This window comes from Candidatus Paceibacterota bacterium (genome assembly GCA_035546035.1).
Classification (GTDB): domain Bacteria; phylum Patescibacteriota; class Minisyncoccia; order Phycocordibacterales; family UBA6065; genus UBA6065.
The window spans coordinates 1-18,520 of sequence record DASZXC010000001.1 but is presented as its reverse complement, the minus strand read 5'-3'; the positions used below and the strand labels follow the sequence as shown (position 1 = coordinate 18,520).

At 58.5% G+C, this 18,520-nt stretch carries 11 protein-coding genes; 2 read left to right on the top strand and 9 right to left on the bottom strand.

The window, feature by feature from the left end:
* The first annotated feature begins 25 nt into the window (after nt 1-25).
* Both VHE10_00055 and cysS read left to right on the top strand, forming a co-directional pair.
* Nucleotides 26-940, top strand: a complete 915-nt coding sequence (locus VHE10_00055) for a magnesium transporter CorA family protein (GenBank protein ID HVU06181.1) — start codon at nt 26-28, stop codon at nt 938-940.
* 3 nt (nt 941-943) lie between these two features.
* Complete coding sequence (gene cysS, locus VHE10_00050; protein ID HVU06180.1) at nt 944-2,365, top strand: cysteine--tRNA ligase; 1,422 nt, start codon at nt 944-946, stop codon at nt 2,363-2,365.
* Nucleotides 2,366-2,376: 11 nt separating this feature from the next.
* On the opposite strand, the gene VHE10_00045 is transcribed toward cysS, so the two are convergent.
* The 9 genes from VHE10_00045 to VHE10_00005 all read right to left on the bottom strand — a co-directional run.
* Entirely contained in the window at nt 2,377-3,015 is a 639-nt protein-coding gene (locus tag VHE10_00045; GenBank protein ID HVU06179.1) for a toprim domain-containing protein, read from the bottom strand.
* A gap of 19 nt (nt 3,016-3,034) precedes the next feature.
* Nucleotides 3,035-4,420 (bottom strand): replicative DNA helicase, encoded by a 1,386-nt coding sequence (gene dnaB, locus VHE10_00040; protein ID HVU06178.1) that lies wholly within the window; start codon nt 4,418-4,420, stop codon nt 3,035-3,037.
* A gap of 82 nt (nt 4,421-4,502) precedes the next feature.
* Nucleotides 4,503-6,059, bottom strand: a complete 1,557-nt coding sequence (locus tag VHE10_00035; GenBank protein HVU06177.1) for an ATP-binding protein — start codon at nt 6,057-6,059, stop codon at nt 4,503-4,505.
* Between the two features lie 11 nt (nt 6,060-6,070).
* The gene (locus tag VHE10_00030) at nt 6,071-7,081 is read right to left on the bottom strand and encodes a transketolase C-terminal domain-containing protein (protein ID HVU06176.1); all 1,011 of its coding nucleotides are present in this window, start codon (nt 7,079-7,081) and stop codon (nt 6,071-6,073) included.
* A 5-nt stretch (nt 7,082-7,086) separates the two neighbouring features.
* Complete coding sequence (locus VHE10_00025; protein ID HVU06175.1) at nt 7,087-7,953, bottom strand: transketolase; 867 nt, start codon at nt 7,951-7,953, stop codon at nt 7,087-7,089.
* A 10-nt stretch (nt 7,954-7,963) separates the two neighbouring features.
* Nucleotides 7,964-8,710, bottom strand: coding sequence for a hypothetical protein (locus tag VHE10_00020; GenBank protein HVU06174.1), 747 nt, complete (start codon nt 8,708-8,710; stop codon nt 7,964-7,966).
* Nucleotides 8,711-8,715: 5 nt separating this feature from the next.
* Nucleotides 8,716-9,168 (bottom strand): RpiB/LacA/LacB family sugar-phosphate isomerase, encoded by a 453-nt coding sequence (locus VHE10_00015; protein HVU06173.1) that lies wholly within the window; start codon nt 9,166-9,168, stop codon nt 8,716-8,718.
* 14 nt (nt 9,169-9,182) lie between these two features.
* On the bottom strand, nt 9,183-10,247 hold the full coding sequence (locus VHE10_00010) for a glyceraldehyde 3-phosphate dehydrogenase NAD-binding domain-containing protein (protein ID HVU06172.1): 1,065 nt from the start codon (nt 10,245-10,247) through the stop codon (nt 9,183-9,185).
* A 36-nt stretch (nt 10,248-10,283) separates the two neighbouring features.
* Nucleotides 10,284-18,520: hypothetical protein (locus tag VHE10_00005; GenBank protein HVU06171.1), on the bottom strand; the 8,237-nt coding region annotated here is incomplete at its 5' end.

Below are 18,520 nucleotides of genomic sequence, written 5' to 3'. Positions count from 1 at the left end.
ATTATAGCATGGTATCATTAATCGCATGGTTAATACCTATACGTACAAGAAGGTCTCGTGGGTTGACCTGGAGAATCCGACCCGAGACGAGGTCCGCGACCTCATGCAGAAGTACGATATACATCCTCTGGCGGCCGAAGAGCTCCTTCTCCCGACGACGCGGTCGAAAGTGGACCGCTATCCCGACTTCATCTATCTGATCCTCCACTTCCCTGCCTGGAAGCATTCGCACAAAGAGACGAGCCAGGAGATCGATTTCATCATCGGCAAGGACTACATCGTCACGGCGCGATACGACGGCATCGACCCTCTCCATAAATTCGCCAAGATGTTCGAAGTCAATTCGGTTCTGGACCGGAACGGCCTGATCGGCGAGCATGCGGGCTACATGTTCTATTACATGATGCGCGAGTTCTACCATTCCCTTTCTGACGAATTGGAATCGGTGCGTGACGCTCTCGAAGAGATAGAGAAAAAGACGTTCGGCGGCGAGGAGCGCGCCATGGTATTCGAGCTTTCGAATACGTCGCGGGAATTGCTGGCGTTCAAGCACGTGACGGCGCTCCACGAAGAGGTCCTGCGGTCGTTCGATGCCGCCGCCAAGTCTTTCTTCGGCGCCGAGTTCGCTCATTACGTCGAGGCGACGCAGAGCGAATGCCTCAAGGTCGTGAAGACCGTCCAAAGCCTCTATGAATCGCTCCGCGAATTGCGCCAGACGAACGATTCGCTCATGGAGACCAAGCAGAACAAGAGCATCATGACGCTTACGGGCATCACATTCATCATGTCGCTCATCGGCATCGTCATCGCTTTGTTCGAAGTGGATTTCAAGCATTCTCCTATCATCGGCATGCCGAACGACTTCTGGATATTCACCGGCCTGATCGCCGCCCTCGGCATCGGATTCGCGGCCGTATTGGCTCATAAGAAGTGGCTCTAATCTATGACCGAGATTCACCTGACCAATACCATGACGGGCCGTAAAGAGGCGTTTAAGGCCTCCAAAAGGGCTTTGTGGGGGCTCGGAAAGCCTCTGGTCGGCATGTACCATTGCGGGCCGACGGTCTATAACTATGCCCATATCGGCAACCTGCGCGCATACGTATTCGCCGATACGCTGAAAAGGCTTTTCAAAGCGTCGGGATACAGCGTGAAGCAGGTCATCAACATCACCGACGTCGGCCATCTGACAAGTGACGCCGACACGGGCGAAGACAAAATGGAGAAAGCGAAGGCGCGCGAGCACAAATCCGCATGGGATATCGCGAAATTCTATACCGATGCGTTCTTCGGCGATCTCGCAGCATTGAACGTAGATGTGAGCGGGACGAAATTCCCGCGGGCGACCGATTTCATCAAAGAGCAGATCGCATTGGTGAAGACGCTCGAGCGCAAAGGATTCACCTATCGCACGTCCGACGGCATATATTTCGATACATTCAGGTTTTCCGGCTACGGCAAGCTCGGCAAAGTGGACGTGAAAGGCCTCCGCGAAGGCGAGCGCATCGGCGTGAACGAAGAGAAGAAGAATGCGACGGATTTTGCCCTATGGAAATTCTCCCTGAGGGCAGGCACAGAGAGTGCCGGCAAACGAGATATGGAATGGAAATCTCCGTGGGGCGTCGGATTCCCCGGCTGGCACATCGAATGCTCGGCGATGGCGGCTTCCCTGCTTGGTACCCCGGTAGATATCCATACGGGCGGCATCGACCATATCCCGGTCCATCACAACAACGAGATCGCGCAGTCGGAAGCGGCGACCGGCCATGAATTCGCGCGCGTCTGGATGCATTCGGCATTCGTGAATATAGACGGAGGCAAGATGGCGAAGTCCGAAGGCAATTTCATCACCCTGCAGACGCTCGCAGAGCGCGGATATTCGCCGATGGCATACCGATATTTTTTGCTCGGCGCGCGATACTCGACGCCGATGAATTTTACGTGGGATGCGCTGGCGGCGGCCGCGACAGCGTACGGGCGATTACAGACGGCTCTTCATGAATTGCCGGAGGGAGGCCGGGCTTCGAACGAATATTGGAATCGAGCGGTCGCATTCGTGGCTGACGATCTGGATACGCCGAAAGCGCTCGCGCTGTGCTGGGACGCGCTGAAGGACGACAAGCTCTCTCCTGCCGACAAGAAGGCCACCCTGGCAAAAATAGACTCTCTTTTGGGTATCATGCGCGATGAGACGGCGACGGAAGGAACGGCATTGCCTGCCGACGTCGAAAGACTAGCGAACGAACGCGCCGCCGCCCGCACAGCAAAAGACTGGGCAAAGTCAGACGCCCTGCGCGACGAGATCGCGAAGCTTGGATATGAAGTGAAGGATACCCCGGAGGGACAGAAGGTGTCTAAACGATAGTTTGACCTAAACTATATCAAGGTCTCCTGCTTGCGCCCGATAAGAGCGTTTTTAATGGTCTCGGCATCGGAATATTCTAATTCGGTACCGGTCGAAAGACCGCGCCCCAGGATAGAGACTTTCAATTTATGCGCGTTCACGATCGGCGCGATGTAATTTTCGACGAATTCGCGCGTATTTTCGCCTTCGCTGTTCAAGGATAACGCCAGAATGACTTCTTTCAACCCTGCTTTTACGCGGCGTTCGACCGCCAAAATCAATTCTTTCGTGCGGATCTTCGATTCAGGGTCTTTTTCGACGAGCGAAAGCGTATTGCCGAGCACGAAATAATAGCCCTGATAGACCTTGCTCTTCTCTATCGCATCCAGATCGACGTCTTTGGCTACGATCATGAGGGACTCCTTGTCGCGAGAGCCGTCGCGGCATACGGCGCATAGGCGGTCGGTCTGATGGATGTTCTTATGATCGAAGAAACGATAGCACGAGGTACATACCGTCACGCGCGCTGCCAATTCAGTGATCTCTTTGGCAAGAGCAGAACGATAGCCTTCGGACGTAGCGAGCAGGAAATACACAAAGCGCTTGGCCTGCCGCGGGCCGATGCCGGGAAATTGCTTGAACAGGTCGTGAAGGCGGTTGAGGTGGTCCATGTGCGCCTATTATATCAGGCTAGAACGTCCCGCCTCCATCAACATGAACGAAGTCGCCGAAGTCGGCCTTCTCGACGGACATGAACGTGGATTTGTCGGAGTCGAAGACCAAAGCGACTTCGCCGGTCGGGCCGTTTCGGTGCTTTTCGATCAGGATAGTGGTCTCGCGCGATCGGGCCTGCTCCCCGCTCTCGTCTTTCTCGCGATGGATGAACATGACGACGTCGGCGTCCTGCTCGATCGAACCGGAATCGCGGAGGTCAGAGAGGCGCGGCTTGCCGCCGCGGGATTCGACGGCGCGGTTCAGCTGGGACAATGCGATGACGGGCACGTCGAGGTCGCGGGCCAGGTTTTTCAAGCCGCGCGATATCTCGGTCACCTGCTGGACGACGTTGTCGGAATTGATCGACTGCACCGGCGTCATGAGCTGGAGATAGTCCACGATGATGAGGCCGAGGGATTTCTCTGATTTGAGGCGCCGGGCGATGGCGCGCATCTTCAATATATTGTTGCCTGGCTGGTCATCTATAAATATAGGAGCCTTGGCGAGCTTGGCCATGGCGTCGCGGATACTCGTAAAGTCTTTGTCTATGGAAAGGTTCTTGCCGGTGCGCAGTTTCCATGCGTCCACGCGGGCCTCGGCGGCGAGCATGCGGTCTACGAGCTGTTGGGAGCTCATTTCCAAGGAGAATATGCCGACCGGGATATTGTGCTCGACGGCGGCTTTGCGGGCGATATCGAGGGCGAGCGACGTCTTGCCCATCGAAGGTCGCGCCGCGAGGATGATGAGGTCTGATTTCTGAAAGCCGGACAATTTATTGTCGAGAGCCTTGAAGCCCGTCGGCACGCCGCGCAGCTCGTCGGACGAGCCGTGAAGGCGTTCGAGGCGCTCCCATGCTTCGCCGAGAGTGTCTTTGAGCTCGGTGAACTTGTGCGAACCGACCGAATTGGTGACGTCGAAGAGATGCTTCTCGGCGGTGTCTATGATCTCTTCGAGCTCGCCGCGCTCTTCGAACGACAGGTTCGTGATGTTCTCGCCCGCGGTGATGAGGCGGCGCATCATGCTCTTCTTTTGGACGATCTGCGCGTAATGGCGGGCATTCGATGCCGACGGCACCAATTGGACGAGCTCTGACAAGTACGAGGCGCCGCCGACGCGGTCGAGCTCGCCCTTGTCTTTAAGACGCGTCGAGAGCGAGAGGAGGTCTATCGGCTCGCCCTTCTGCATCAATTCCGTCATGGCCCGCCAGATGACGCGGTGCTTGTCCGAATAGAAGTCGTCTTCGCGGACGATGTCGTTCACGTCGTGGATCGCTTCAGGACGCAGGCATACGGAGCCGAGGAGCGCCTGTTCGGCCTCGAGCGACTGCGGCGGGATGCGGATGTGATCTCCTTTGCGCTGCATAGTGTAGAGACATTGTACTACGCGACGGCCGAGCGGCTATGGCTGCAGGTCTTTATAACATGTGACTAATCTGGGGACTGAGTCATTCCCTCACGAGCGGCAACCGGATAGTGAACGTCGCGCCCTTCCCTACGCCTTCCGAACTGACATATATGGCGCCGTCGTGGCGCTCGAATATCTCTTTAGCCATGAAGAGGCCGATGCCCATGCCTTCGGTGTCGGCGGCCTTGGCTTCCTTGCTGCGCCAGAACTTATTGAAAAGCTTCGAAACATCGTCCTTGGCGATGCCGATGCCGCTGTCGGCGACATTCAGATATATGTCCGAATTATCGTGAGAAGCCGCTATGGAGACCTTGCCGCTTGCAGGCGTATACGTGATGGCATTATCCACGATGATCTGCAAAGCGAACAGCATGCGGCGCTTGTCGGCGCTCGCAAAGAACGTCTTTGGCGGACAATCGAGAGCCAGCGATATGTTTTTATCGGCGATGCGCTGTTTGACGTTCGCCAGAACCGACTGGATGAGTTCGGCGATGTCGACGACTTCGAATTCATAGTAATACGTGGATTCATTAGTATTTCGAAGGCTCACGAGCATGTCGGTGAGCGCGACCAGGTTTTCGTTCGCGCTCTCGATCTCGCCGATAGACTCGTCCTGGATCTTCTTTCGCAACGCTTCCGCCGCCCATTTGATGCGGGTCAACGGCGTCCTGAACTTGTGCGTCACGACGGTGATGAATTCATATTTCAATATCTCGAGGTCGCGCATCCTCTCCCAGACATATCCGGCAAAAAGGACGATGACGAGCGCAGACGCGAGAGGCGCGATCCAGCTCGGAAGCGCCGGATACGCGGCAGTGAGAGCTCCTTGGCCCGCATATGCCGAAACGATGAACAATGCGGTGCCGAAGACGAAGAGCGCGTACGCGAGAGCCTTCCGCGCAGCGACCCTGATATTCATGATGTCATAGCGCAGGGTTCCGTACGCCAGAGGCGCGATGAAGAAGTTGAACGGAATCGAATATATCGGATCGAAGGGAATGTCGTATGCCAAAAGAAAGCTTGTCGCGCCCAGAGGAAAGCCGATCAGGATGGCGGCGATGTAATACGAGAGACGGTTCTTGTGCGCCGCATCGGCCATGCGATACGCCTTGAACAGCATGCGGATGACGACCGAAAAACCGGCGGCGAAATAGACGACGAGGAGCCAGAACAGATGCCCGGCTTGGTAATAGCTCGGAAAATAGAGTTTCGGCACGGAATCGAGCAGATACGAAGCCGGATATAACAGATATGTGACAAGAAGCGCGATCCCGGCCGCATAGAACGCGACTATGGTGCGAAAGTATTCCTTTTCCCTTTCTATCGTCGCCGCTATCCAATGGATCGTGAATGCTACGACGAATATGATGGAAAGAGAAAGGCTGAATATCGCCCTCGCCGCGTCGCCTTCCGGCGTCGCCGTGCCTATGACGTACGAGACCTGGTATATGCCGACCGCGAGGCAGAGCAGAAGGAACATCACGTGCGACGTTTTGCGCGAGCTCTTCAGATAGACCAGGATGCCGAATATGGTCGTGACGAGAAAAAAGAACGTGTACGAGATATCGGCGATGAGGAGCGGCGCGTTTGCGAACATGTTAGAAGGGTTTAGTTGCGGCTGGGATTTTTGCGGGCAATAGCCTTTTTTACGGCTTCTTTTATATGAGAGACTCCCATGCCGTAATGCTCGATCAGCTCTTCCGGCTTGCCGGACTGGCCGAATCTGTCGTGCACGCCGATGAATTCGATCGGCATCGGCGCATGCGCGGCCAGGCATTCGGCGACGGCCGATCCCATGCCGCCCATGATCTGATGCTCTTCGACCGTAACGACCGCGCCTGCGGATCTAGCGAGGCGAACGACCGTCTCTGCATCGAGAGGCTTTATGGTCGCAAGGTTCACGACCGTAACGCCGATCTTTTCTTTTTCCAATTCTTTTGCGGCGAGAAGAGCCTTATGAACGAGAGCGCCTGTAGCCACAATGGCGGCGTCAGGCTTTCCTGCCACTGGTTCGAAGAATATGCGCGCCTTCCCTATTTCAAATGACGTCTCTTCGGTCGTCATGATAGGAGTCTTTTCGCGGGCCAGGCGTATATATGCGGGCTTGCCTGCTTTCGCCAGAGCGAGCGTGGCTTTCTTCGCTTCGATCGAATCGCACGGCGAGACGACCATCATGTTGGGCATGGCGCGCATGAGCGCCATGTCTTCGATGGCCTGATGCGTGCCGCCGTCGGGACCGACGGAAACGCCTGCATGGGAACCGACGACGATGACGGGCCGGTCATTATATGCGACGGTCGTGCGAATCTGCTCCCAATTCCTGCCCGGCGAGAACATCGCATATGACGTGACGAAGGGAATCTTCCCCATCGCCGCCATGCCGGACGCGACCGTCGGCAGGTTCTGCTCGGCGACGCCGGCTTCGACGAAGCGTTTCGGGAATTTGTCTTTGAACAAGTGCATCTGCGTAGACTCTGTCAGATCGGCGCAGAGGCCGACGACGCGCTCGTCTCTTTCGCCCGCGGCCAAAAGGCCTTCGCCGAAGCCCTTGCGGATCGGAGCCTGCTCGACGCCTGCGTCGAAGACCTTCGGATTCAGCTTTTCGGAGCGGGAGATCATAAGATTTATTCGTGCTCGCTTCTTATCTTCCCTTCCAGAGTACGAAGCTCGCGCAAAGCCATTTCAGCTTCCTCTTTTTTCGGCGGCTTGCCGTGCCATTCGTATTTGCGCTCGAATTCGGCGACGCCTTTGCCCGGAATAGTGTGCGCGACGATACAGACGGGTTTTTCGAATATAGTCTTGGCCTCTTCGAATGCGCGAGCAATCTCGCTGACGTCATGGCCGTCTATCTCGATCACGTGCCAGTTGAACGTGATGTATTTATCGGCGAAAGGCTCGAGCGGCATGATGTCCTCGGTGTATCCGTCTATCTGGATATTATTCCTATCCACGATGGCAACCAGATTGTTCAGCTTTTCCTTGCCCGCGAGCATGATCCCCTCCCAGGTATTGCCTTCGTCGTGCTCGCCGTCGGACATAAGGCAATAGATGCGGCGCGATGACGACTTGCCGTTGTCTATCCTGTCAGCCAACGCTATGCCGACCGCCTGCGAAAGGCCGGAGCCGAGCGGTCCTGACGAAGTCTCGAGCATCGGCAGATATTCGCGGTGCGGATGACCCTGCAGACGCGAGCCGAACTTACGGAGCGTTTTCAGCTCGTCGACGGGAAAATATCCGGCATGGGCCATCGCGGCGTAGAGCACCGGGCAGATATGGCCGTTCGATAGGACGACGCGGTCGCGGTCGGGCCAGGCAGGATTTTTCGGATCGTGCCGAAGTGCATGGAAATAGAGCGCGGCGAAAATATCCGCCATGCCGAGAGGCCCGGCCGTGTGCCCTGAGCCCGCTTCGACGAGCATGGAGATGATCGACTCGCGGATGTCGTTCGCTTTGAGCTCGATCTCCTTTATTTTTTGATGCGAAAGGGGCATAGGGGTCAGGCTAAAGCGCCTGGAACTCCTTTAGTGTACCAAGAAAATCATCGGCATCGAATAGGGCGCTGCCCACAACCAGGCGATCCGCTCCGGCGTCGATGAAAAGCGGAGCCGTGTCTAGGCTTACCGCCCCGTCAACGGCCACGGGAAGGGCCGGATATGCGGTTTTAAGGGCCTTTACGAGCTCGATCGAGCGCGGATCGTGCGGTTGGCCTTGGTAGCCGATCTTGGATATGCCCATAACCTGTACGAAGTGGATGTTTTCAGCGATGCCCTTGATCGAAGCGGCGGTCGCGGTCGCGTCGCCGGACGAGCTAGACGCCATAGATAGCGCGATGCCGAGCTCGACGTCGAATGGCCCGAGCTCTTCGGAATGCTTGCCGAAGTCTTTGATGATAGACGCCAGCTCTTCGTCGGAGACGGAAGCTTTATGGACGATGAGGCGCGCGGCGCCGGCAGATATGAAGTCGGGTATCTTCTCGTATGCGCCGCGCGCCATGATATCGAACTCGAAATCTATTTCGTCCCAGTGCGGCAAGGCTTTCTCCTGGCTCACCATATCGGCGAATATCTGATCGCTCGGATATCCGTCCTGCGTTGCGGAGCCTTTCAGGTATGGCCAGGTGCGGCTCGGCACGTACGCGCCGTCGCAGACGTCTATCTGTACCGACGGAACGTGGCCGGCGACGATATCGAGCTTCTCTTCGAGCTCTTCATATGACTTCGGAAGGATCGCGGGAATTATTTCTGCCATAAAGATTACTGCGCGATATTGAAAAGCTTTTGGATGCGGCGCTTATGGCGCTCGTCTCCGGAGAAGGGCGTCTCGAGCCAGAGCGTGACCGCATTCAGCGCGTCGGGCGCGGAAACGAACCTCGCGCCGAGCGATAGGACGTTAGCGTCGTTATGCTCGCGCGAGAGCTTCACGATGTCCATGTTGCCGCCGTAATAGACGGCCGCGCGGACGCCGTAGAACTTGTTCGCGCATATCGCTTCGCCCTGCCCTGAGCCGCCGATGACGATGCCCTTGGCGTCGGACGGATGGCGCGATATCTCTTTGGCGACGAGAGAGATGAAATCCGGGTAGTCGTCGCCCGGCTCGAATTTGGAAGCGCCCAGATCGCGCACCTCATGCCCCGCTATCGAAAGCCGCTCGGCAAGGTATCGCTTGAGCTCGAATCCGGCGTGATCTGATGCGAGGAAGATTTTCATATGCTTCGTGCCGCCTACGCCTGGGCCGCCTTCACGACGTGCTCGACGAGCGTATTCGTATACCCCCATTCGTTATCGTACCATCCGAGGACCTTCACCAGATCGCCTCCGATGACGCGGGTGAATTTGAGGTCGGCGATGGATGCGTGCGGATTGCCGAGGATATCCGACGAGACGAGCTCTTCTTCGGTGACGGCGAAGACTTTGTCCCAGCGCGCCGTACGCGCCGCTTTTTTCAGAATGACATTGACCTCTTCGGCCGTCGTCGGCCGCTTTGAGACGAAGGTGATGTCCACGATCGAACCGGCGACGACGGGAACGCGGATAGAAATGCCGTCGAATTTGCCCGAGAGCTGGGTCAGCGCTTTAGTAGTGGCGATAGCCGCGCCCGTAGACGACGGCACGATGTTCATGGCGGCTGCCCTGCCCTCGCGCCAGTCTTTTCTATTCGGCCCGTCGACGATGCCTTGGCTGGCTGTGTATCCATGGACAGTATTCAAAACGGCTTTCTCGACGCCGATCGCTTCGTCCAGGATCGCGAGCAGAGGCGATCCGGCATTCGTCGTGCACGATGCGTTCGACGATATGGCACAGACCTTCAACCTCTCTTCGTTCACGCCCATGAGGACGGTCTCGCCTTGTGCGGACGAAGCCGTGCCGTCAGCGTTCGATTTTGCGGGAGCGGTGATGACCACGCGGCGAGCTCCGGCGTCGAGATGCGCCTTGGCCTTGTCATAGGTGACGAAAAGGCCCGTAGATTCGACGACGACGTCTATGTTCATCTTTGCCCACGGCAGTTGGGACGGCTCTTTGACGCTTAAATACATGACCTTCGCGCGCCGTCCGTCGGGCATTCCGACGACGAGGTACGGGTCGGTCCCTTCGATCGGCTCGACTTCGAACGGAGATTTGCGATAGACCGTGTCGTACTGGAGGAGATATGCCATGTTCTTTATGTCGCCCAGGTCGTTTACCGCGACGACTTCGATGTTTTCCCTTTCGCGCGCGACTTTGAGAAAAGCTCGGCCGATCCTACCGAATCCGTTTATGGCGACCCTGATTTTTTTCTTTTGGAACATGCGTATGGAGTTATGGAATAAAGTATAGCACTAGAATTACGGCGTCGTAGACGAAGCCGTATTGTCTGCATCATCGCCGCTATCAGCCGCCGTCACGACAGGCACAGACTGATCCGGAGTCGAAGTAGCGTCGTTCACAGATGGCTCATCTGGCGTCGAAGTAGCGGTTTCAGTCATCGGCGGCGTCGAGACCGTCGTCGTGCCTTCATTGACCGACGACGGCTGAACGGCCTGCGGCTCGCCAGATCCCGCGTCAGAACCGGACGGCACGAGGCTTCCCGAAACGCCCGGCGCAGGAGCCTCGACCGGAGGCGTGGACGAAGCCGTGATCAGAGGGCATTCGCCCGGCTGGGTACGGGTCTGGCCGCCCGCGATCTGGAGACAATATGGATCGCCTGTGAGCTGATCATAGAGCGTGATGCCCGATCGCTTTTCGGCCGAACCGACGGTCAGCGCGCCGACGGAAGCCGAGTCTATCGTCGCATCCTTGATGTACGCGATATTCGCCGTGAAGGTCTCGACGACCGCATTCGCTATGTATGCGATGCCGTTCTGGAGCTTGAGGCCCGCATTCGAAAGGAATGAGACGAGAGACTCTTCGAACGACGTCATAGCCGTGCCCGCGCCCGAAGACCAGGCGATCGCCTGCGAAGTCGTGCCCGTCGTCGCCGAAGCGATGCGTGCCGCCAAATCAGCGATGGCGTTATTAGCGGCGGTCACGTCGCTCTGGAGCTGGGCGATATTCGCCGTATTCGCGTTCACGCGGGTATCGATATCGTCCATCCTATTCGCCATCTCCTGAACGCCCGCCAATATGAAGGTCGAGAGCTTATATACGTCCACCCCCTTTCCGCCCGCAGCCAACACTTCAGCAGGAGCCTCTTCGGCGATAAGGCCGAGGCGGAGCGGAGCGGAATCGGATTCCTGGTTATAGCGGTACGTCGCGACGCCGAGCGTGCGCAATTTCGCGAGCATCGAAAGCTTGGCCGCATCGTCGAGGTATTCGATTCCCTTCTTCGCGTCGCGCGTCGAGATATTCACGAACGACGTCGCGGCGATGTCGCCCATGACCTGGAGCTTGTACGTCGGAGAAGTCGTGCCGATGCCGATATTGCCCGACGCGTCTATAGAGAACTGATCCTGATTCACATGCTGTTTCGCTGTCACGAAGACATTGATCGTGCCGTGATCGGAAGGCCCGCCGCTCCAGGATTCGAGGGCCGTGCCGACAGACTCCTCCGAACCCACAGCCTTTTTGCCGATGCCCGGCTCGGACGAGACCGCGATGCGGTCGCCGATGGCGATAGCTCCGGCCTCGCCGTTGATCTTGACCGGGACGCGGCCCGACAACGCCACCGGCCTCGTCGTTGATGCGCCTACCATCGCAGGGTCCGCGCCGCCGAGCGTCATGCCCGGATCGGTCGAAACGGCTCCGAATATGCCGGAACCGCCCTGCACGGCCTTGACGAGCTTCAAAGGGTTGATCGGATCGAGAGACACGATATCGCCCGCCTCTATGGATATATCTTCAGCCGCATAGTTTTCGGCGACGTCGTAGTTTCCGGTGTTCGCGGCGGTGTAGTAGAGATTGCCCGTAGTGGTACCACACGCGAGCGTCGCGACTCCAGCGCCCTTGGAGAAACAAGCGGAACCCGAGACCGTGAGAGTCGAGAGAGGCGTCGTGGTCCCGATGCCGAGATTGCCGGCGCTATTGAGCCTCATCTTCTCTGATCCGTTGGTCTCGAAGATCAGCTGGGCGCCCTGCGACGTCAGCACGCCGATCGCCGCATTCGGCGTCGCGACGCCGAGGGGACTTCCCGCTTCGTAGAATTCGACCTTCGCCGTATTGTTGCCGCCGGCGGTATCGATCTTCAGCGAGTTATTCTTGGCTATCGAGTTATTGAAGTCGCCGATATAAATCGACGCGGCGGAGGCGCCGGAATTGGTGACGACGAGGTTCCCCATCGGAGTCGTGCTACCGATACCGACGTTTCCCGATCCGTCTATGACGAGGCGCGCCGTGCCGCCAGACACGCTCTCGTCCCTGATAGCGAAGCCGGTATTGCTTACTCCCGGAATAGATCCGTTGATGGTAAACGTATGGTTGCCCGATGCCGCCGCTTCCAGGCGGATAGCCGGAGTGCCCATGGCCGCGTATATATCGAGGAGATTCTGCGGGGTGGTCGTGCCGATGCCCAGGTTTCCAGCATTAGTTATGATCGCCTTGAGGCTGTCGTTTCCGCCTGATCCGGTCGAGAATTTAAGGCTTCCCGTAGCGTTCTGGGTCGCCAGGATCAGGTTTCCGCCCGACGACGAGCCGGACGCCCGGAGAACCACGTCGTTCGGCACGGAGATGCTCGAATAATGGGTCGCGAGCAGGGCCAGGCCCAAAACTGCCTTCTGCGTCTTCACGTCATAGAGCGATAGCTGCGGCGATACCGAGCCCGTCGTGTTTCCTATGACCGAGACTCCGTCGCCCACCTGCGATACCTGGAGCGTCAGAGAGGTGTTGAACGAGCCGCTCGGCGACGTGGTGCCGATCATGACGGCGCCGCCCGCGTCGATCCTCATGCGCTCGTTCAACGCGCCGGATGCGAGCTGGGCGGTATTGAACACGATGCGTCCGCCGGTCGTCTGGTCAGGCGCGCCGGCGATGCTCGACACGATGTCGCTCGAATTGAGGAGAGCCGGGAAAGAAGACCTGAATTCGAGGGTCTGAGAATCCGATCCGAGATCCGAGCTGCCGAGGATGAGCGTCGCGCCGCCCGACGTTGAATTGACTTCGAGCTTGGACCGAGGCGAGCTCGTGCCGATGCCGACGTTGCCGGTCGGGCTGATGACGAATCGATAGCCGCCGTTGCATCCCGCGCCGGAGGTTCGGTCGTAAATGCCGAAATACCCTGCGCCGGGACAGCTTCCAGAGCCGGTGCTATAGAGGAGGAAATCACGGCCGGCGACGCTTCTCGATATGAGGTCGATGCCGGCGCCCGAAGCGCTTCCATCTGCTCCGTAAACGTCGATCTGATGGTCAGAGTTATCGGTGACCGTGAGCTTGGCAGTGGTCGTGGTCGTGCCGATGCCTACGTTATCGGCAGAAGCGGTCAATCGCACGACCGCGCCGTCATCGGTCCAGCCGCCCGCCGACGCCGCCGAGAAGCTCTGGTACGATACGCAGTCGTTCGAGTATTGAAGCGTTGCGCCGCTCTGGCGGAAACAGCCCGACGTCGTATCGCCCGACGTCGAGAGGCGGATCACGCCGCCGTTGCCGACATGGAGCTTGTCCTGCGGCGTCGTGGTGCCGATGCCGAGATTGCCGTTCGAAACGATCGAAATGGCAGGGTTAAGCGACGCGGTCGAAATATCGAACCTCCCTCCCGTCTCGATGATGCGATAATCGAAATCCTCGACGGAGTCGCTGAAATCTATGAATCCGCCCGCGGAGCCGTAAAGCTGCATGCCTGAAAAGGAGCCGCTCCCTCCCATGTGCACTCCCGGCGCCGAAGGAGAGCTTGGCATAGCCGTGACGACCTGAAGGCCGGAGACGGGCGTCGTCGTGCCGATGCCGACGTTGCCCGTCGACTGCGCGATCGTAATGTCGTTCGTATTGTTCCTGCCTATAAAGACGTAGTCATCTGCAGCGTTCATGACGGACAAGCGCGCGCTATTAGTGCTGAGATAGCCGATCTTGCCCAGCGATCCGGCGGCATTGGCCGAAAATCCTATGTACGGCCTGCCCTGCGTGCCGTTGGTCTCGAGGCGCAGGACTTCGGTCGAGGTCGTGTCATTAGTAGATACGTCCAAGCGCGTGGCAGGCGTCGTCGTGCCGATGCCGAGGTTGCCTGTAGACGCCAGGTACGCGCTCGGCGCGCCGCTGACCGAGCTTCCCCACAAGCCAATGCCGGGAGCTCCGTTAGAATATCCTCCGATCGCTCCGAAGTTGCTCGAGTTGTTGCCGTAGCGCGTCACGATCGCGCTGCCCGACACCGCGGTCGACATCGTCTCGCCACTAATGCTCTCAAGCACGTTGAGCGTTCCGTTCGCGAGATTCCTACTAATGCTCAACGCTGCGTAAGGCGTAGTGGTGCCTATGCCGACGTTGCCATTGGTCGAGACCGTGAAATATCGCGTAGCCGGATTGTTCCCGTTCTGAATGAAGAAGGCGTTCTGATTCGAGGCGTTGTTGTCGGTAAGGAGCTGCCATAGGTTGGTAGTATCGATCCTCAAGTTAACGCCCGCCTGGCCATTCGAGCCTGAAGAAGCCTTGACGGTCAGATAATTCGCGCTCGAATTCAGCGTGTCGTTGAAGACGAGCTCGTTAGTGCCGTTCACCACGTCGAACCTCGTATAGGGCGAGCTCGTTCCGATGCCGAAGTTGCCGCCCGACGTGAAGCGAGCCTGCTCGGTAAGGGCGGTGTCGCCAGTGTTTACCCTGGTGCTGAAAGCAAGGGCTCCGCGGCCGTTTCCATTGCCGTTCTCGAGGAGACCCTTTATCGCCGCCTGCGGCTTGTTCGTGCCGCTGTCATTTATAGCCGAGAACAATACCGCGCCGCCTGCGCCGGCCGAATTGCTTGCGCCGGTGATATTGATGGCACCGGTCTGGGCTCCGGCATCGGTCAGGGCAGACGTAAGCTGTCCGGCGCCGTAGACCTGAAGCTGTGCCTGGGGCGTCGAGGTGCCGATGCCGGCATTGCCTGTGTTCGTGTTCACGAAGAATCGACTGTTATTCGACGAATCGGTGAGATCGAACATCTCCTGGACGCCGCCCGCAGATCGTATCTTCCAGCCCGTAAGCGAGCCTCCCGTCGAATTGACCCTGATGACGTCGTTGTATTGCAGAGGAAAATCGACGAATGAGAGCGTTCCTCCGTTGCCCGCGCCCCCGGCGCTGACGACGAGCTTGGAAAGCGCCGACGTCGTGCCGACGGTCACGTTGCCGCCGTTCCTGTTCAAGACCAGGGTCTTCGAAGCCGTGCCCGACTGGACGGCGTTCACGAAGCCGTAGTCGCCGCCCGTGTTATAGCCGACGCGGAGGCCTGCGGAATCCGGTTGAGGGTCTTCGGTCGTGCCGTCGCCGTAAAAAATGGCATTGCCCTTTACGCCGAGCTTGGTAAGAGGCGTCGTGGTGCCTACGCCGACGTTGCCGGCATAATTAATGGTCACGCCGGTCGCCTGGGTGCCCGAAAGCGAACCCGCAAGGAAGAGGTTCGTAGCGCTGTTGCCGCCCGGGCCCCAGTTGCTCGTGGCGTCGCCCACCGCCCTGATCTGCGCCTTGAGCCCCGTCACCTGCGGATCGAGGGAGTAGAAGTCGAGGCTGCCGACGAGGTTTCCGTTTCCGGACGGACCGCCGTGAGCGCCGTTCGTGATGCGGATAGCCGGTCCGTCCGCGCCGCTTCCTGAAACAGCCGAAGAGACCTCGAGCTTGGTTTGAGGAGACGTAGTGCCAAGACCGACGTTGCCGGCGGAGTTGATAGTGAGGTCATTCCTTGTGGCGGAGCCGTTCGTATACGCGAACGATGTCCCGAAGAACTGGAACGGCGCATAGTTCGTCCTCGCGGCATTAAGGGATTCGACCAGGGATCCGTTACCGGCAGACTGGGTGCCGAGACGGAGCGTATCGAAATTAGCACCTGATTCGATCGCGGCCGAACCGCCAAAGATATCGAGCTTCGCCGCCGGCGTCGTCGTGCCGATGCCGACGTTCCCTGTCATACCGGCGATGAGAGCGCTTGTCCTGATTTCCATCGCGGTAAGAGCGGTATCTGCGTCGTTAGTAGCCTTTATGACTACCGCGCCTGCAAGGTTAAATGCGGTATCGACCTTGAAGTTCATATCCGTTCCCGCACGGACCTGAAGCTTCGTGTTCGGTGACGATGTGCCGATACCGAAGTTACCGTTCGCGAGGATCGTCGCCGCGAGGCTGCCGTAATTAGCCGCCGTATCGATGCTCGTGCCCGCGTGATTGACGTAGAAATCGATGTTGGCCGGAGCGGAGATGAGCGTCTCCCCGTTCGCGGCGCTATTGGTCTTCGATCGGAGGCCGAAGAGCGCGGTCTCCAGCCTATTCGAGATGAAGTCGAAAGCCTGCGCCGAAAAGCCGGCGAACGTATTGTTCGCCGTTCCGTTCGGATTGGTGTTGCGAACGGTGAGCGCATAGTTCTGGTCGACGTTGCGATCGAAATACCCCGCATTCACGAACGCACCCACACCCGCGGACGTGGAATTCGAGACTGACAGCTGAGCGAACGGAGACGTGGTGCCTATGCCGACGTTGCCCCCGTACGGGTTAATGGACATAGAGAAGGCAGTGGTGTCGGAGACGGACTGGATGAAAGGCCTATTAGCCGTAGCATCGTGGCCCAGGGCTAGTCCGAGGTTGCCTCCGCCGCCGTTGGTGAAGATGCCTGCTCCCGAAAGGACGTTGGTTATGCCCGTGGAGCTACCGCCGTTGGTGACTGTGAGCTTGGCAGTGGGCGTAGTGGAGCCGACTCCGATATTCCCTGTCGAGGTTACGGTAACCTTCGGGCTGTTGTTCGTCTCCAGCTGGAGGCTCTGCGCATCGTTCGTTCCGAGGACCGCGGTGGCGCCGAAGGAATTGCCGTTCTGCTGGAAGAAGGTTCCAGAGAGCCCGGCGGTGCCGGTCGCTATAACGGCGCCCGACGGATCTACGGCGAGGAACGAGCCGGCCGCAGTCGCGAGAGGAGCGAGGGTCAGGGTTCCCGTGGCAGTGAGATTGCCGCCGATATAGGCGGAGCCTCCGAGAGAGAGCCGCGCGAACGGAGACGTGGTGCCGATGCCTACCTCGCCGGTGGTCTTAACGACCATGGCCGACGCGGCCTTGGCCGATCCTCCGCCAAGATACAGATCGACCGCGCCATTCGCGCCGCCGTTCTCTCCCGATAAGGTGAAGATAGACGCGGCTGTCGTGTCTACCAGCAGAGCGAGCTGCTTGCTCGACGCCTGCTTGACATCGGCATTCGTGGAGACTCCGATGAATGCAGGGGTCTGGGTAACTCCCGTAGCATCGCCCGAAGCCGTATAGAGGCCGAAATTCGATATAGCGCTTCCGCTATGGCCGTAGAAGAAAGCCCTCGGGAAAGCGGCGAGATTCGAAGCGTCCGCGCCGACGAACTCGACGTTCGTTCCGCGAGCGACGCTTGTGATCGAGTTTATCCTTCCTGCGACTTGAAGCGGTGCGTTAGGCGTAGTCGTTCCTATGCCGAGGTTGCCGACCGATGTGAGCACCGCGCTCGGCGAAGCCGCGCCGTTCACGAAGAACGAGAGGCCGTACCCCGCTCCTCCGGCAATGGCCATATTCGCGGGCGAAGCCGTAGGGATCCATTTGCCTTCGGAGCCTATGAAGCCCTTGTCTATCCCATTCTGACGGAACGCCAGACCTGCGCCGCGCGCAGACGTCGAGTTCACGACAATGTCATAGTTCGACGTGCCGCTGTCAGTCGTAAGAGGAATGCCTGTCATCGTCGGCGATGACGTGCCCAGACCGACGCTACCCTCGACGATGAGGCCGTTAGTCGGCGCGGCAGCATTATAGAAGGTCGATCCTATAGCGGCCTTGCCTGATACGCCGAGGGTGTTGCCGTTATTCGGAGATGATGCGCCGATAGTGACCGTAGGATCGGTAGCGTTCGGCAACATGACCAATCCGCCGTTGAAGTTAGCGAATATCTGAGCCTGCTTCTTCACGCCCGAAAGATAGCCGTTAAGGAAAAGCGAGGCGTTCGAACTGCCCGCCGTCATCGCGTCGACTGTAAGCGCAGAAGTCGCCTGCACGGTGCCCGCGACGGAAAGCGCATTCTGCGGCGTCGTCGTGCCGATGCCGATGTTGCCGTTCGTAAGCGCAGTGAGCGTGCGAGAGCCACCCGGACGAAGGTATACCGCGCCCGCAGAGTTAGAGAGATCGACGCCCGAATCGCCGACGCCATAACCGACCCAGCCGCGCTCGAGGAGACTGCCCGTAGAGCTATCCTGCCATGAAGTGTATGCGAAACCCGTAGTATCGAGATCGCCCGTCGAGCGGTGAATGAGAATGCCAGAGAGAGCGATGCTGCCGTTGACATCGAGCTTTTGGCTCGGAGACGTTGTACCGATACCGACGTTGCCCCCGAAATACGCATTGCCCGTCGTGGTAGCACCGCCGTTTATAGTGAGGCCGCCTGTTTGCGCGCCGTTACCGATGGTAGACGAGGCGGTGACGAATATGCCGCGAGTCGTGGTCGGAGCGAGGGCGCCGAAGGAGTTGACGGACCAGTCGCGGA

Bases quoted from the DNA above. Each gene is read 5' to 3' on its own strand.
- VHE10_00055 (HVU06181.1), top strand. From the start codon at position 26: ATGGTTAATACCTATACGTACAAGAAGGTCTCGTGGGTTGACCTGGAG.
- dnaB (HVU06178.1), bottom strand. From the start codon at position 4,420: ATGCAGCGCAAAGGAGATCACATCCGCATCCCGCCGCAGTCGCTCGAG.
- cysS (HVU06180.1), top strand. From the start codon at position 944: ATGACCGAGATTCACCTGACCAATACCATGACGGGCCGTAAAGAGGCG.
- VHE10_00045 (HVU06179.1), bottom strand. From the start codon at position 3,015: ATGGACCACCTCAACCGCCTTCACGACCTGTTCAAGCAATTTCCCGGC.
- VHE10_00030 (HVU06176.1), bottom strand. From the start codon at position 7,081: ATGATCTCCCGCTCCGAAAAGCTGAATCCGAAGGTCTTCGACGCAGGC.
- VHE10_00010 (HVU06172.1), bottom strand. From the start codon at position 10,247: ATGTTCCAAAAGAAAAAAATCAGGGTCGCCATAAACGGATTCGGTAGG.
- VHE10_00015 (HVU06173.1), bottom strand. From the start codon at position 9,168: ATGAAAATCTTCCTCGCATCAGATCACGCCGGATTCGAGCTCAAGCGA.
- VHE10_00035 (HVU06177.1), bottom strand. From the start codon at position 6,059: ATGTTCGCAAACGCGCCGCTCCTCATCGCCGATATCTCGTACACGTTC.
- VHE10_00020 (HVU06174.1), bottom strand. From the start codon at position 8,710: ATGGCAGAAATAATTCCCGCGATCCTTCCGAAGTCATATGAAGAGCTC.
- VHE10_00025 (HVU06175.1), bottom strand. From the start codon at position 7,953: ATGCCCCTTTCGCATCAAAAAATAAAGGAGATCGAGCTCAAAGCGAAC.